At 64.0% G+C, this 13,715-nt stretch carries 16 protein-coding genes; 13 read left to right on the top strand and 3 right to left on the bottom strand.

The annotated features are described in order from the left end of the window. Window positions 1–14: 14 nt before the first annotated feature. Window positions 15–746, bottom strand: a complete 732-nt coding sequence (gene lexA / locus P4U43_RS10850; RefSeq protein ID WP_056549196.1) for a transcriptional repressor LexA — start codon at window positions 744–746, stop codon at window positions 15–17. A gap of 290 nt (window positions 747–1,036) precedes the next feature. On the opposite strand from lexA, the gene P4U43_RS10845 reads away from it, so the two are divergent. The 8 genes from P4U43_RS10845 to P4U43_RS10810 all read left to right on the top strand — a co-directional run bounded on the left by P4U43_RS10845 (window position 1,037) and on the right by P4U43_RS10810 (window position 7,148). Next, window positions 1,037–1,426 (top strand): LysM peptidoglycan-binding domain-containing protein, encoded by a 390-nt coding sequence (locus P4U43_RS10845; RefSeq protein WP_277358749.1) that lies wholly within the window; start codon window positions 1,037–1,039, stop codon window positions 1,424–1,426. Between the two features lie 120 nt (window positions 1,427–1,546). Then, the gene (locus P4U43_RS10840) at window positions 1,547–2,656 is read left to right on the top strand and encodes a histidinol-phosphate transaminase (RefSeq protein ID WP_277358748.1); all 1,110 of its coding nucleotides are present in this window, start codon (window positions 1,547–1,549) and stop codon (window positions 2,654–2,656) included. 67 nt (window positions 2,657–2,723) lie between these two features. Further along, on the top strand, window positions 2,724–3,341 hold the full coding sequence (hisB, locus tag P4U43_RS10835; protein WP_056548436.1) for an imidazoleglycerol-phosphate dehydratase HisB: 618 nt from the start codon (window positions 2,724–2,726) through the stop codon (window positions 3,339–3,341). Then, entirely contained in the window at window positions 3,338–3,976 is a 639-nt protein-coding gene (gene hisH / locus P4U43_RS10830) for an imidazole glycerol phosphate synthase subunit HisH (protein ID WP_056548435.1), read from the top strand. Before hisB ends, hisH begins: the two co-directional genes overlap by 4 nt. A gap of 21 nt (window positions 3,977–3,997) precedes the next feature. Further along, window positions 3,998–4,135: a hypothetical protein gene (locus tag P4U43_RS10825; protein ID WP_277358762.1), complete on the top strand. Its 138-nt coding sequence runs from the start codon at window positions 3,998–4,000 to the stop codon at window positions 4,133–4,135. Window positions 4,136–4,179: 44 nt separating this feature from the next. After that, on the top strand, window positions 4,180–4,932 hold the full coding sequence (gene priA, locus P4U43_RS10820; RefSeq protein WP_204535329.1) for a bifunctional 1-(5-phosphoribosyl)-5-((5-phosphoribosylamino)methylideneamino)imidazole-4-carboxamide isomerase/phosphoribosylanthranilate isomerase PriA: 753 nt from the start codon (window positions 4,180–4,182) through the stop codon (window positions 4,930–4,932). Between the two features lie 2 nt (window positions 4,933–4,934). Continuing rightward, window positions 4,935–5,801: an SseB family protein gene (locus tag P4U43_RS10815; protein ID WP_277358747.1), complete on the top strand. Its 867-nt coding sequence runs from the start codon at window positions 4,935–4,937 to the stop codon at window positions 5,799–5,801. Window positions 5,802–5,840: 39 nt separating this feature from the next. Further along, window positions 5,841–7,148, top strand: coding sequence for an MFS transporter (locus P4U43_RS10810; RefSeq protein ID WP_277358746.1), 1,308 nt, complete (start codon window positions 5,841–5,843; stop codon window positions 7,146–7,148). Between the two features lie 29 nt (window positions 7,149–7,177). Here the strand turns inward: P4U43_RS10810 and P4U43_RS10805 are convergent, their stop codons facing one another. After that, a complete protein-coding gene (locus P4U43_RS10805; protein WP_157359090.1) occupies window positions 7,178–7,588 on the bottom strand; it encodes a DUF1844 domain-containing protein in 411 nt (136 codons plus the stop codon). 326 nt (window positions 7,589–7,914) lie between these two features. Between P4U43_RS10805 and infC the strand changes: the two genes are divergently transcribed. From infC to P4U43_RS10785, 4 genes are all read left to right on the top strand, one after another. Continuing rightward, window positions 7,915–8,838 carry a translation initiation factor IF-3 gene (gene infC, locus P4U43_RS10800; protein ID WP_404800725.1) on the top strand — a complete coding sequence of 308 codons (924 nt, stop codon included), beginning with the start codon at window positions 7,915–7,917 and terminating at the stop codon, window positions 8,836–8,838. 111 nt (window positions 8,839–8,949) lie between these two features. Next, the gene (gene rpmI / locus P4U43_RS10795; protein ID WP_026545492.1) at window positions 8,950–9,144 is read left to right on the top strand and encodes a 50S ribosomal protein L35; all 195 of its coding nucleotides are present in this window, start codon (window positions 8,950–8,952) and stop codon (window positions 9,142–9,144) included. Between the two features lie 92 nt (window positions 9,145–9,236). Continuing rightward, window positions 9,237–9,620 (top strand): 50S ribosomal protein L20, encoded by a 384-nt coding sequence (gene rplT, locus P4U43_RS10790; protein WP_056548429.1) that lies wholly within the window; start codon window positions 9,237–9,239, stop codon window positions 9,618–9,620. 42 nt (window positions 9,621–9,662) lie between these two features. Further along, window positions 9,663–10,565, top strand: coding sequence for a TrmH family RNA methyltransferase (locus P4U43_RS10785; RefSeq protein ID WP_277358744.1), 903 nt, complete (start codon window positions 9,663–9,665; stop codon window positions 10,563–10,565). 41 nt (window positions 10,566–10,606) lie between these two features. Here P4U43_RS10785 and P4U43_RS10780 read toward each other — a convergent pair whose 3' ends face one another. Then, a complete protein-coding gene (locus P4U43_RS10780) occupies window positions 10,607–11,833 on the bottom strand; it encodes an MFS transporter (RefSeq protein WP_277358743.1) in 1,227 nt (408 codons plus the stop codon). Window positions 11,834–12,126: 293 nt separating this feature from the next. On the opposite strand from P4U43_RS10780, the gene P4U43_RS10775 reads away from it, so the two are divergent. Beyond that, window positions 12,127–13,689 carry an FG-GAP-like repeat-containing protein gene (locus P4U43_RS10775; protein WP_277358742.1) on the top strand — a complete coding sequence of 521 codons (1,563 nt, stop codon included), beginning with the start codon at window positions 12,127–12,129 and terminating at the stop codon, window positions 13,687–13,689. Window positions 13,690–13,715: the final 26 nt, after the last annotated feature.

Raw genomic sequence — 13,715 nt, 5'->3', positions numbered from 1 at the left:
GCCGCGCGCCTCGGTCAGAGCGCACGCATCACCGAGACAACTTTGCCCATGATGGTGGCGTGGTCACCGAGTATCGGCTCGTAATTGGTGTTCTGCGGCAGAAGCCAGGTGTGACCGTCACGCTGCCGGAAGGTCTTCACTGTGGCCTCATCATCGAGGAGTGCTGCCACCACATCGCCGTTCTCGGCTGTGCTCTGCTGGCGGACCACTACCCAGTCTCCGTCGCAGATCGCTGCATCAATCATGGAGTCACCTGAAACACGCAGCATGAACAGATCGCCGTGCCCGACGAGCTGCCGGGGCAGTGGCATGACATCCTCAACAACCTGATCCGCCAGAATAGGACCTCCGGCTGCAATCCGTCCGACCAGCGGGACCATTGCCGCGTCGACGGCCGACGATGCCCGCGCAGGTTCCTCCCTTTCGGCGGAGGAGGGCAGCGCACGCGGTGTGCTGTCACCGAGCGTGAGAGGAAGCAGGATTTCCATCGCTCGCGGGCGCTTGGGATCGCGGCGGATGTAACCCATGCGTTCCAGCTGTGAAAGCTGGTGCGTGACGCTGGACAGACTCGCAAGCCCTACGGTGTCACCGATCTCGCGCATTGAGGGCGGGTAGCCGTGCGCAGCTACGCTGCGCTGAATTGTCTCGAGAATTTTTGTCTGACGTGCTGTCATTCCCTTTGGCATGGCCCTGCCGCGCGGCCTTCCGCGTCCGCGCTTCGCATCGGGCGAAGGCACCTCTGCCATGTCCTTTGCCGCACTGAGATCTGCCACGAGATGCATCCCTTCCTCCGGCCGGGCCCGGACTGCCGGCTCGCCAACCATTTTTGTCAGTGGCGGGTGATGAGCTGGTTTGTGAAGCAGCCGGACCGTCACCCTTGACAGCAACGCTAGGGGAGGCGGGACGTGTTTTCAAACATTTGTTCGAGTGAGTCTCGACAATATTAGTTTACAAGTGCTAATAATAAGTGCAGAGGAATAGAACACAGCTTCGAACAAAGCTGTGGGAGATCCACACAACGAGAAAGGTGGACGCCATGTCTACGCTCCATATCGCAGGATCAGCTTCCGTACTTCACCCAGAGGACCGTGAGAATAACGGGCCGGCTGCGGCGCCGCGCCTTCATCTCACCCGTCGCGGCTGGGTGGTTCTGGTGGCAATTCCGGTCGCATTGCTTGTTGCCGTACTGCTGGTGGTTGCTTCGTTCTTCACCTCCCAGGCGCAGGCAGCGACAGCCGGCGGTGACCTCACGGACACTGTCCGGGTCAGTGTTGCATCGGGGGAGACACTCTGGGCTCTTGCTGCCGAGTACGCGCCGGAACGTGATCCGCGAGCCGTCGTTGAGGAAATCGTCGAACTGAATGTTCTAGGCTCGTCGACCGTGCAGGCCGGGCAGTCGCTTCATATTCCGGTTGGAAATCCATAAGGAGCGGATCTGCTTCCGCACAGCGGTAGGCGCGCTGATTCTTCACAGGTTGGCTCGTAACAGTTCGCCCGGCTTCAGCGGAATTCTTCGTGGCGGATGGGGCGGCCTTAAACTCTCATGGTGACCGATCCGCTAGAACGCCTTAACAGACTGCCGATCCGCGAGAATCTGCGCGGCCTTCGACCATACGGTGCGCCCCAGATCGATGTGCCCATTCTGCTGAACGTCAATGAGAACACCCATGGCGTTCCGGAGGATGTTCGCAGTGCAATTGTTGAAGCAGTCGAGGGCGCCGTGGCGGGGCTGAATCGCTACCCTGACCGGGAGTTCACCGTGCTTCGCGAACATCTCGCCACGTACCTAGGGCACGGACTCACCGCGGACAACATCTGGGCGGCGAATGGATCCAATGAGGTTTTGCAGCACGTCCTCCTCGCGTTCGGCGGACCGGGCCGGACTGCGTTGGGATTTCCTCCCACCTACTCGATGTATCCGCTGCTCGCAGGCTCCACCGGTACTGGATACCTGACAGGTTCGAGGGATGAATCCTTCGACCTGGACGCTCGTACCACCGCCAGCGAGGTAGCCGCCACGGGCGCAAACATTGTCTTCCTGTGCAGCCCGAACAACCCGACCGGCACAGCGCTTCCCCTGGAGGTGGTTTCCGAGGTCTACGATGCAGGCGAAGCGGCGCAGGCAATCGTCATTGTGGACGAGGCGTATGCAGAGTTTTCCCACTCCGGCACTCCGAGTGCGCTGGAGCTCCTGCCCGGCAGGGAACGGCTTATCGTCTCGCGCACCATGAGTAAAGCCTTTGCGCTGGCCGGAGCCCGTCTCGGGTACTTGGCCGCAGCGCCGGAAATTGCGGATGCGCTTCGGCTCGTGCGTCTCCCGTACCACCTGTCGGCGATTACGCAGGCCACGGCTGTCGCGGCGCTGACCCATTCGGCGAAGCTGCTCGCCAACGTGGATGAGATCAAGCGGCAAAGAGACCGCATTGTGTCCGGGCTGACGGGGATGGGTCTGCCCGTTGCACCTTCGGACTCCAATTTTGTGCTGTTCGGAGGGCTCGATGATCCGGGCGCCGTCTGGCAGGACCTGCTTGATGCCGGGGTTCTTATCCGGGACGTCGGGATTCCGGGCCACCTTCGGGTGACCGCCGGAACGCAGGAAGAGACCACAACCTTCCTGAAAGCCCTCGAATCTTTGATCCGGCCGCGTGTCTCCTAAACTGGACCGGGACGCACATGCGGGCCCGCCGCCCGTCTCGCTGCCGAAACAACCGTAAGGACCATCCATGACCGCGGAAGCTACTGCCAATCGCGCTGCCCGACGTGAGCGGACCACGAGTGAGTCGTCGGTGTTCGTCGAGGTCGATCTAGACGGCACCGGGCGCTCGGAGATCAGCACGTCCGTGCCGTTCTACGACCACATGCTGACGGCCCTGGCAAAGCACTCATTGATCGATCTCACCGTGAGGGCCACCGGCGACACCCACATCGATGTCCACCACACTGTGGAGGATGTAGCAATCACATTCGGTGAGGTTCTGCGCGAGGCTCTCGGCAACAAGGCAGGTATCCGGAGGTTTGGTGAGGCAACTGTGCCCCTGGACGAAGCTCTCGCCAATGCCGTCGTCGACATTTCCGGGCGCCCCTATCTGGTTCACTCAGGTGAACCCACAGGCCAGGAGTACCACCTCATCGGCGGACATTTCACGGGATCCCTGACGCGCCATGTCTTCGAGGCGATCACCCTGCACGCCCAGATTTGCCTGCATATGACGGTCCTTGGCGGCCGGGATCCGCACCACATCGTCGAGGCCCAGTTCAAGGCTTTCGCCCGCGCCCTTCGCGCCGCGGTTGAACCGGACCCGCGGGTGAGCGGAATCCCTTCCACCAAGGGAGCGCTATGAGCGCGCCGAAAGTGACAGTTCTCGATTATGGTTCCGGGAACATTCGTTCGGCGGTGCGGGCACTGGAACACGTCGGCGCTGAAGTCACACTGAGTTCAGCGGCTGATGATGTCCTCAACGCCGACGGGCTCGTCGTGCCCGGTGTGGGAGCGTTTGCCGCCGTCATGCAGGGCTTGAAAGAGGTAGACGCGCTGCGCATGATCGGCCGTCGTGTTGCCGGCGGTCGCCCCGTCCTCGGAATCTGCGTCGGGTTGCAGATCCTGTTTGAGGAGGGGGTGGAACACGGCGTACGGACCCAGGGCATGGGGGAGTGGCCCGGTACGGTCGAACGGCTCAAGGCGGAAGTTGTGCCGCACATGGGCTGGAACACCGTCGACGCCCCCGCCGGGTCGGTGCTTTTCGAGGGCATTGCTGAAGAGCGCTTCTACTTCGTTCACTCCTACGGTGTGCAGGAATGGAACTTCGACGTCACCCAGCCGGCTATGCGGCCGCCGCTCGTCACCTGGTCCACGCACGGCAGCCCGTTCATTGCCGCGGTGGAGAATGGCCCACTCTCCGCCACGCAGTTCCACCCCGAAAAATCCGGCGACGCCGGTGCGCAGCTGCTGCGTAACTGGACCGGCAGCCTTCGCTGATCCATGTGGAGCCTGATTCTCATGGGACTGGCGGGGCTGCTGATCGGCGGCGTCGTTTCATTCCATCGCCAGCAGATGCCCCGCGCGCTCACCATCAGCTTCGGCGTTCTCGCCGTCCTGGCGCTGCTCGCCGCGTACCTGCTCACCCTGACCCCCTAACTGTCCGGCTGCGCCGGCACCGATCTTAAGAACAAAGGAAGCGAATGAGTCCCTTCACCGAATCGCCCATCCTCGAACTGCTCCCTGCGGTTGACGTGGCCGACGGCCAGGCCGTCCGGCTGGTACAGGGAGCGGCCGGCAGCGAAACAAGTTATGGCGATCCACTCGATGCCGCACTGCAATGGCAGAACGACGGCGCCGAATGGGTCCATCTCGTTGACTTGGACGCGGCCTTCGGCCGGGGATCAAATCGCGATTTGCTTGCCCGCGTTGTCAAGGAACTGAGCATCAAAGTGGAGCTCTCCGGCGGGATCCGGGATGACGCGTCCCTGGACCAGGCGCTCGAGCTCGGAGCGGAGCGGGTAAACCTCGGCACCGCGGCCCTGGAAAATCCCGTGTGGACAGCCAGCGCAATTGCCCGCTACGGCGACGCCGTGGCCGTCGGTCTCGACGTTCGTGGCACCACCCTGGCTGCCCGCGGCTGGACGGAGGAAGGCGGTGACCTCTGGGAGGTACTCGCCCGCCTGGATGATGCCGGCTGTGCTCGCTATGTCGTGACTGACGTGACCAAAGACGGAACGCTTCGGGGTCCCAACCTCCAGCTCCTCCGGGAGGTGCTCGAGAAAACCGAGCGGCCCGTGGTGGCATCCGGCGGCATCTCCAGTTTGGATGACCTTGCCGCGCTCCGGCAGTTGGTCCCCGATGGGCTTGAAGGCGCCATTGTAGGAAAGGCCCTCTATGCGGGCGCCTTCACACTACCGCAGGCGCTCGACGTCGCGGGGCTCCCGGAGCGCTAGCCATGGCAGAGCGGAGGCTTCCTGCCCACATCGAAGCGGCGCTGAGCGGTAACATCGCTGACTCGGCAGGCCGCGCCTGGGAAGGAAGGGATCTTTCCGGCGGCGGGAACCCGCTGCACGCCTTCGACAAGGACGACGGCGCGGTGCCGGCGGTTTACGCCGCTGCCCTGCAGGCTCTGGTGCACGGCGCCGCTGATGAGGCCGCAGTGCTGCGGGCGCTGACGGAAATCCGTGTCTTCGTGCCGGTGATCGCGCAGCTTGGCGGCCCGGAAGCTGCTGATGATGTCACTGCAGCTCCCGGGGACCGGCACCATGAAGGTGACAAGGAAGCCGACATGGCGCTGGTAACCATCAAGGCGCCGGACGGGCGGAGCGCCCTGCCGGTCTTCACAGCCACGGCGCACCTCCAAAGCTGGCATCCGGAGGCCAGGCCCGTTGCGGTCTTCGCCTCCCGGGCAGCCCTGGCCGCGGTGTCCGAGAAAGCTGAACTCATGGTGGTCGATCCGGGCGCAGAAGTGACATTCGTCGTGCGCCGCCCCGCTCTCTGGGCGCTGGCGCAACAGGGCCAATGGTCGCCGTCGTACTCTGATCCGGACCTGGCCCGCCTCGTGGGGAAGGCGGTCGTTCCGGGCGGGAGCATTCGCAGGGTCGAAATCGCGCCCGGGGGAGGAATTTCAAGCCGCACCGCTGGCGGTAAAGTGGTTGGAGGCGGCGGTGCCGGTCCCGAGTTGCGCCTGACCCTCGTACTTGAGGAAGGTCTCTCACAGGAGGACGTCCGCTCCACAGCGGCGGCGTTCCAGGACCGCCTCCAAAACCTGCAGGAGTTTGTCGAGCGGGTGGACTCGCTCGAAATCCGGCTCACGCGTTGATCTTCCACGCGGTTGGGCCCGCGTGAAAGATGAAGAACGTTGAACTTTGCCGTTTACCGGGAGCTGCTCAGGATTGTCCCGGTCCGCCGACTGCTGATCGTGGGAATGATCGCACGCTTTCCCCACTCTGCCGCAGGGGTGCTGCTTACCCTCCACGTGGTGCAGACCCTCGAACGCGGTTATGCCGAGGCGGGGGCCGTAGCTGCAGTGATGACCATCGGTATCGCCGTCGGTGCGCCCTGGCGCGGCCGGCGTGTCGATACAGCAGGCCTGCGGGCCGCGCTGATTCCGTCGGTGATTGCCGAGGCCGTGATCTGGTCGGTGGCGCCCCACCTGTCATACGAGTGGCTGCTGCTGGCCGCGCTCGTTGGCGGCATCTTTACCCTTCCCGTGTTCTCCGTTGTCCGGCAGTCTTTGGGTGTGCTCGTGAGCGGAAACTCCCGCCGGACGGCTTTCACCCTCGACGCGGTGGCCACCGAGGTGATCTTCATGGGCGGGCCGGCGTTGGGGGCTGTGCTCGCAACGCAGGTGTCCACGGTGCTGGGACTGACTGTTGTGGGCTTTTCCACCGCCGTGGCGGGGCTGTTCCTCATGTGGTTCAACCCGCCGACACGCAGTACCCAGCCGGGAGCCGTCGGTGCCACGCTGTCCGGAGGGCAGGATGATGCAGCGGCCGTGGAAGTGTTGGTGGCATCAGCTCCAGCCCACGTCAGTGAAGCGTCAGCAGAACTCGTTCCCGGAGCGCGGCCGGCCCGTGCTGGACGGGCGCGGGCGCGGATGGCGCACAGTTTCGCATGGCTCACGCTGCCGGTGGCCGTGGTCATGATCGTGGCCGCCGGTGCCGGCCTTGTCCTTGCCGGCACGGATGTCGGCATCATCGCGGTACTGGAAGCCGATCAGCGGGCCTTCGAGCTGGGCTGGGTCTTCCTCGCCTGGTGCTCGGCGTCCGTTGTGGGCGGCCTCGTCTACGGTGCCATGCACCGACCGCTCTCGCCGCTGGTGCTCCTGCTGCTGATGGCGGTTCTCACCATCCCGATGGGCTTTGCGGAAAGCACGGTGGTTCTTGCGTTGCTCTCAATTGCGCCAGGGCTGCTGTGTGCTCCGGTTCTCTCCGCGGCCTCGGAGCGGATTGCTCATCTGGTCACCGAGGAACGCAGGGGGGAAGCCATGGGCTGGTATGGCTCAGCCCTCACCTCCGGAGTGGCACTGGGCGCGCCGCTGGCAGGCGTGATGATCGACTCGGTGGGCCCGTGGGGCGGGTTCGTCGCAGTGGGCGCAGCGGCCGCCGCCCTGAGCCTGGCGTGTCTGGGAGCACAACAGGTACTACGACGGCGGCGCTTCGCCTGATCTCTCAGATCCCGTTTCGCGAAGGACAGTCAGTTGACCGGACCGGTGAACTTCTCGCCCGGTCCCTGGCCTGGAGCGTCAGGGATGAGTGATGCTTCCCTGAACGCAAGCTGCAGGGACCTCAGGCCATCGCGCAACGGGCCGGCATGCTGGCTGCCGATCTCCGGAGCTGCGGCGGTGATGAAGCCGGCGAGTGCAGTAATCAGCTTGCGGGCCTCGTCGAGGTCCTTGTACGTTTCGGCGTCAGTGCCCTCAGCCAGTCCGCACTTGACGGCAGCTGCGCTCATCAGGTGCACTGCCGACGTCGTAATCACCTCGACGGCGGCGACTTCCGCAATGTCCCGAACGGGATTGTTCGCATTGCCGGACGCGGCGCGCGTTTCCTCCGGCGTCTGGAAGGTGTGGCGTGCGGCGTCGGGATTATTGTCTGCTGTGCTCATGCTGGTAAGCTTGTCACAGACCAACTGGGGGTCGTTATTTTTTGTGGCCGGGAACGGCATGAAAAAGATCACCAGTATGCAAGCGGAGTCCTCTCCCACCCGCGATTGCCGCCGTTGCCCCAGAGGCAGCCACAGGCAGCCGGGTTCAGGTCGGTGCGCTGGCTCTCCCTTTGGTAGGGAGCGCCGTTGATGCACTGATGCCGAGGCCTTCGATTGCGCATGCAGTTGGAGGCCTTCTCCTTTTGCAGGCGGTTCAGTTATTCAACGGATATCAGGAGCAGCACATTAGCGAGCCAAGAATCAATGATCGTATCCGCGTCCCAGAGGTGCGGTTGGTAGGCCCTGCCGGCGAACAGGTTGGAATCGTCCGCATCGAAGACGCCCTCCGCCTCGCCGCTGAGTCCGACCTTGATCTTGTTGAGGTGGCACCTCAGGCAAAGCCTCCCGTTGCCAAGCTCATGGACTTCGGTAAGTACAAGTACGAAGCCGCGGTGAAGGCGCGTGAAGCGCGCAAGAACCAGACGAACACCGTGCTGAAGGAAATCCGGTTCCGCCTGAAGATCGATACCCACGATTACGAGACCAAGCGGGGCCACGCTATCCGCTTCCTCGGTGCCGGAGACAAGGTCAAGGCCATGATCCAGTTCCGCGGTCGCGAGCAGCAGCGTCCCGAGATGGGCATCCGCCTCCTGCAGAAGTTTGCTGAGGATGTGTCCGAGGTCGGCGTGGTTGAGTCCACCCCCCGCATTGACGGTCGCAACATGGTGATGGTTATCGGTCCGGTGAAGAACAAGGCCGAAGCCAAGGCTGAAGCACGCCGTGCTGCCCAGCGCGCCGAGTCAAAGGCTGCCAATGATTCGTCGAGGGACAAGGTTGACACCTCTGGCTCCGCACCGATGACGCAGAGCATCGGAGACTTGCTGCCCGAGGAACTGCGTACGGCAGGATCAGCTTCGGCGTCTGAGACTCCTGTAGCTGATGCTCCTGTAGCTGAGAGTTCAGCACCTGTGACGGCAGTACCTGAGACCGCAGCGTCTGCTGTGGATGCGCCCGCTACTGATGCGCCGAAGGCTGCTGAGGCCACGCAGGTAGAGGAAGCGCCGAAGAAAGCTGCGCCGAAGCCCGCTGCCGCGCCCAAACCTGCAGCAACGCCGAAGCCCAGGCCTGCGTCGGCTGCACCAAAACCAACCGGCAAGGCTGCCCCGGCCAAGGGAACGCCAAGCCGATCGAAGCCGTCCGGCTCCAACTAGGAGTCGGCTGCCCACCAGGCAGCAAGGCAATACGTAAGCACCGCAGTCCGCTGCGGAGATCGCAAGAGCCGCCGGCAAAGTGCCGGCGGAGACCAAAGGAGATCGGTTTCCATGCCGAAGATGAAGACCCACAGTGGCGCCAAAAAGCGCTTCAAGCTGACCGGCAGCGGAAAGCTCAAGCGCCAGCAGGCCAACCGTCGTCACTACCTGGAGCACAAGCCCTCCACGTTGACGCGCCGTCTGGCCAGCGACCAGATCGTGTCCAAGGCTGACACCAAGGTCATCAAGAAGATGCTCGGCGTCTAACACACCCCCTATCACTTCCGGACACCCTCGCAGGCGGCTGTACTGCCGCCCACGGAACCTCTGTTCGGACGATCTATCTAAGGAGTACGCACGTGGCACGTGTGAAGCGGGCAGTCAATGCCCACAAGAAGCGTCGGGTTATTCTTGAGCGCGCCAAAGGCTACCGGGGGCAGCGTTCGCGCCTGTACCGCAAGGCAAAGGAGCAGCTGCTCCACTCGTTCGTCTACAGCTACGGCGATCGCCGCAAGCGCAAGGGCGACTTCCGTCGGCTCTGGATCCAGCGCATCAACGCTGCGTCCCGTGCCAATGGCCTCACGTACAACCGCCTCATCCAGGGCTTGAAGGCTGCCGGCATTGAGGTTGACCGCCGGATGCTCGCAGACCTCGCCGTAACTGACGCCAACGCGTTCGCGGCACTTGTGCAGATCGCCAAGGACGCACTGCCGTCCGACACCTCTGCGCCGGTCCACGCCTAGGCAGCGCACCCAGCCGGTTCCGTGAGCCGGTTGAAATAATCCATGAATACATCCGAACGCCCCCAGGCACAGCTACTGACCAATCCCCGATCAGATCGGGTCCGGGAGGTAGCGAAGCTTGCGGGGCGTTCGGCGCGTCAGCGGCAGGAATCCTTCCTCGCCGAAGGTCCGCAGGCTGTACGCGAAGCGTTGCGCCTCCACGAGGCCCGCCGTCTGGCCGGGGGAGCCGGCGTCGTGGAGGACGTGTATCTGACGGCTGAGACCCTGGCGCGCTACCCGGAGTTCGGTGCTGTGGTTCCGCCGCGGATGGTGACGGCCGAGGTGCTTGCAGCTATGAGCTCAACCGTCACGCCGCAGGGTGCCCTCGCAGTCTGCCGTTTCATCGACTCGTCGCTGGCGTCGGTGCTTGAGCGCAGTCCGCGGCTGATTGCCGTCCTGGTGGAGGTTCGTGATCCCGGAAATGCCGGGACTATCCTCCGTGCCGCCGACTCCGCCGGCGCTGACGCTGTGGTGTTGACCAGCGGAAGCGTGGACGTCTACAACCCGAAGACCGTCCGGTCGACTGTGGGTTCCCTTTTCCATCTGCCCGTGGTGGTCGGCGTCGATACCCGGGACCTGCTGACAGCGCTTGCCGGTCATTCCGTCACGGTGCTGGCGGCCGACGGCTACGGCGACTGGAACCTGGACGAGCTTCAGGACGCGAGTGCGGCCAGGCGGCTGGCGCCGTCGTCCCTTAGTGTAAATGAGCAGGACGCACGGAAGCCGTTCCTGGAGGCCTCCACAGCCTGGTTTTTCGGCAACGAGGCGCAGGGATTGGCGCCGGAAGTATTGGAGGCAGCCGGCCACCGGGTGTCAGTACCCATTTACGGCAGCGCTGAGAGCCTGAATGTCGGTACCGCAGCAACTGTGTGCCTCTACGCGTCCGCCCGGGCTCAGCGCGGTTAGACGGCTTTCTTCCGTCGGGTCCGCGGGAGGCGGCCAAAAGCTCAGCGGGAGGCGGCGAGAACCGGCTTCTCCGGAGTCGTGGCGGCGCGGTCCATCCGACCGCTGATCAACGCCACTCCCAGACCGAAGGCCGCAAGCACAGCACCCACCAGGGCCGGTGCCGTGTAGCCCCAGCCGAGCGCGATCACCGCGCCGCCGAGAAACGCGCCCAACGCATTCGCCGTATTGAGCGCCGCGTGGTTCATGGAAGACGCCAGCGACGGAGCGTCCGGGGAGACATCCATCAGGCGCACCTGCAGCGAGGGGATCAGAGCCGATCCAATCGCCCCGACGAGGAAGACGAACAGCAGGGCCGTCGGTGCCCACTGCACCGCCACGGCGAAAAGCAGAAGGCACACCGAGATGCTTCCCATCACCCAGTAGATGGTCCCCAATACGGAGATATCGGCGAGTCGCCCGCCTACGACGTTGCCTGCGACCATGCCAAGACCATAGAGCGCGACGACGATCGGCAGCACAGCTTCGGAGACACCGGCCACTTCCGTCATGGTCGGTGCAATGTAGGTGTACACAGCGAAGAATCCGCCGAAACCGACCGTGCCGATCAGCAGGGTCATCCATACCTGTCCCCGTTTCAGTGCCCCCAGCTCCCGGGTGATGCTCGCGCCGTCGCGTACGTCCTGATGGGGTACAAAGCGGGCGATCAGGAGCAGCGTGAGGATGCCGATGAACCCTACGAGGATGAACATGGTCCGCCACCCGAACTGCTGCCCGAGCCAGGTCGCAAAAGGCACTCCCACAACGTTGGCAATGCTCAGTCCCATCATGACCATCGCAACAGCGTGGGCACGCCGCGTCGGCGAGGACAGTGATGCGGCGATGACCGCGGCTACTCCGAAGAAGGCCCCGTGGGGCAAGCCGGAGATGAATCGGGAGACCAGGAGCCACCCGTAGTCGTGGGCAATGTAGGAGGAGAGGTTCCCTACGGTGAAGAGGGCCATCAGTGCCAGCGCTACCCGCTTGTGCGGGAGCCGGGCACCGAGCGTTGAGAGCAGGGGAGCACCAACGACGACGCCCAGCGCGTACGCCGAGATGACGTGCCCGCCCGCGGGGATATCCACGCCGAGGTCATCCACCATGTTGGGCAGCAGCCCCATGATGGCGAACTCGGTAGTGCCGATCCCGAAGCCACCCACCGCCAGGGCGAGAATCGCCAGGACAAGGGTGTGCGTTGGTCGTTCGGCGGGCATTGCAGGCACGGGACTCATTTCGACGACGGGAAGCGCCTAAGCGGCGCCGGTTATGTGGCCGCGCATCGTTGAGCAGGGACTTCTTGCACCTTCCACTTTACGGGTCCGAGATTGGATCGATGCCAAAAAGATCCCGAACCGGGCGGTGCAAAGTACGGCAGTCGGCTCTAAAATTGGACCGGCACGAGGAGCGCGGAGCCATGGATGGATCATCCCCTGAACCAGCAATTTCCCCCGGAACGTCTCAGTATTCGTTCCGGAGATCATCTGACTACGGGTCGCCCGCGCCGCCTTCGGCTGTCCACCGGCTGTTGACCACCTGCCTTCTGACGTTCAGCCTCATTGTGGGCATGCTGGGAGCTACCGTTCCCGCGGCTCACGCGGCGCCCCTTTTCGGTCATGACGTTTCCTGGCCACAGTGTTCGACGGCGCAGGGCGGCTTCGGGCTGCCTCTTCCGCCGCCGGCATCCCAGTTTGTCATCATCGGCCTGACCCGCGGGCTTGCCTTCACAGAAAACCCGTGCCTTGCAGACCAGGTAACCTGGGCGCGCACCAACGCCAAGCCGGCCCACGGCTACGCCATGGCCACCTACCCGACTGCGGCCCAGCTCACCACCTACGGCGGGCAGGGGCCGTGGTCGTCCACAACGCACGCCGGGCGGCTTTCCAACGTTGGCTATTCGGAGGCCCGCTTCGCCGTTCAGAGCCTCACTCGGATCGGATTCCGCCCGCCGGTGGTGTGGATCGATGTTGAACCGCGCCCTGCCCAACCATGGCCGGCTGCAACCGCCGCCCAACGATTGGACAACAGATACGTCGTCGAAGGGCTCATGCGCGGATTGCGTGACGCTGGATTCGCCTACGGTTTCTACTCCTACGCCGCCGGTTGGCAGGAAATCGTTGGCCAATGGCGGTTGACGGGCGTACCTGTCTGGGCCACGGCAGGCAGGCTGGACTACCCGACCGAAGCACTCGACAGGTGCTTTCCACCCAGCTTCTCCGCCGGCCGTGTCTACATTTCCCAGTGGTATGACGATGTCCGTGACTATGACCGCACGTGCGAACCGTATAACTTCACTGCGCTGCCCATCCCGGCCTCTACGCTGACCGGCTCCACCGCCGAGTTCAACGGGGACTGGCGTAACGACATTCTGGCCCGCGTCGGCGCGACCGGCGAGCTGAGACTGTATGCCGGAACCGGTGCCGGGCGTTTGAACTCCGGAATCCAGATCGGCAATGGCTGGGGGATCTTCAACGCGCTGGAGACACTCGGCGACTTCAACGGCGACGGCCCCGCAGATGTGATCGGTCGCGAAGCAGCTACCGGGGTGCTGTGGCTCTACAGGGGGAACGGCACCGGCGGTTGGTTGCCGCGTGTACAGGTGGGCCATGGCTGGAATGGAATGAGCAGCATCACTGCACCTGGGGATTTCGACGGTGATCAGCGGGTGGACCTGCTGGCACGCGAACGGGCCACGGGTGCGTTGTGGCTGTATCGGGGGAATGGTTCCGGTGGTTGGCTGCCGCGCGTCCTCGTGGGAAGTGGATGGAACTCGATAACCGCGATCATCACGCCGGGCGATTTCAGCGGCGACCGGACCAGCGACGTCCTCGCACGCGATGCCGCGGGCATCCTCTGGCTCTACCCGGGTAACGGTGCGGGCGGATGGTTGCCACGGGTCCGCGCCGGGCATGGCTGGAACTCGATGACCGCGATCGTTGGAACGGGTGACCTCAACGGTGACCGAATTGCTGACATCGCCGCACGTGATTCGAGCGGTGCACTCTGGCTGTACCCGGGCAACGGCAGGTCCGGCTTCCTTTCGCGCAGTCCCCTCGGCTCAGGCTGGAACGGAATCAACGCCATCTTCTAAGCCGTCGTTCTGCGCCCCTAGACTGG

The sequence above is a fragment of the Arthrobacter vasquezii genome, assembly GCF_029455255.1.
Lineage (GTDB): Bacteria > Actinomycetota > Actinomycetes > Actinomycetales > Micrococcaceae > Arthrobacter_D > Arthrobacter_D parietis.
Note: the sequence above shows the minus strand (reverse complement) of the source record. Positions and strands in the feature narration are given on the sequence as shown.

Excerpts from the sequence above, each read along its gene's own strand:
- lexA (WP_056549196.1), bottom strand. The coding sequence starts at position 746 with ATGGCAGAGGTGCCTTCGCCCGATGCGAAGCGCGGACGCGGAAGGCCG.
- P4U43_RS10845 (WP_277358749.1), top strand. The coding sequence starts at position 1,037 with ATGTCTACGCTCCATATCGCAGGATCAGCTTCCGTACTTCACCCAGAG.
- hisB (WP_056548436.1), top strand. The coding sequence starts at position 2,724 with ATGACCGCGGAAGCTACTGCCAATCGCGCTGCCCGACGTGAGCGGACC.
- hisH (WP_056548435.1), top strand. The coding sequence starts at position 3,338 with ATGAGCGCGCCGAAAGTGACAGTTCTCGATTATGGTTCCGGGAACATT.
- P4U43_RS10825 (WP_277358762.1), top strand. The coding sequence starts at position 3,998 with ATGGGACTGGCGGGGCTGCTGATCGGCGGCGTCGTTTCATTCCATCGC.
- priA (WP_204535329.1), top strand. The coding sequence starts at position 4,180 with ATGAGTCCCTTCACCGAATCGCCCATCCTCGAACTGCTCCCTGCGGTT.
- P4U43_RS10815 (WP_277358747.1), top strand. The coding sequence starts at position 4,935 with ATGGCAGAGCGGAGGCTTCCTGCCCACATCGAAGCGGCGCTGAGCGGT.
- P4U43_RS10805 (WP_157359090.1), bottom strand. The coding sequence starts at position 7,588 with ATGAGCACAGCAGACAATAATCCCGACGCCGCACGCCACACCTTCCAG.
- rpmI (WP_026545492.1), top strand. The coding sequence starts at position 8,950 with ATGCCGAAGATGAAGACCCACAGTGGCGCCAAAAAGCGCTTCAAGCTG.
- P4U43_RS10785 (WP_277358744.1), top strand. The coding sequence starts at position 9,663 with ATGAATACATCCGAACGCCCCCAGGCACAGCTACTGACCAATCCCCGA.
- P4U43_RS10780 (WP_277358743.1), bottom strand. The coding sequence starts at position 11,833 with ATGAGTCCCGTGCCTGCAATGCCCGCCGAACGACCAACGCACACCCTT.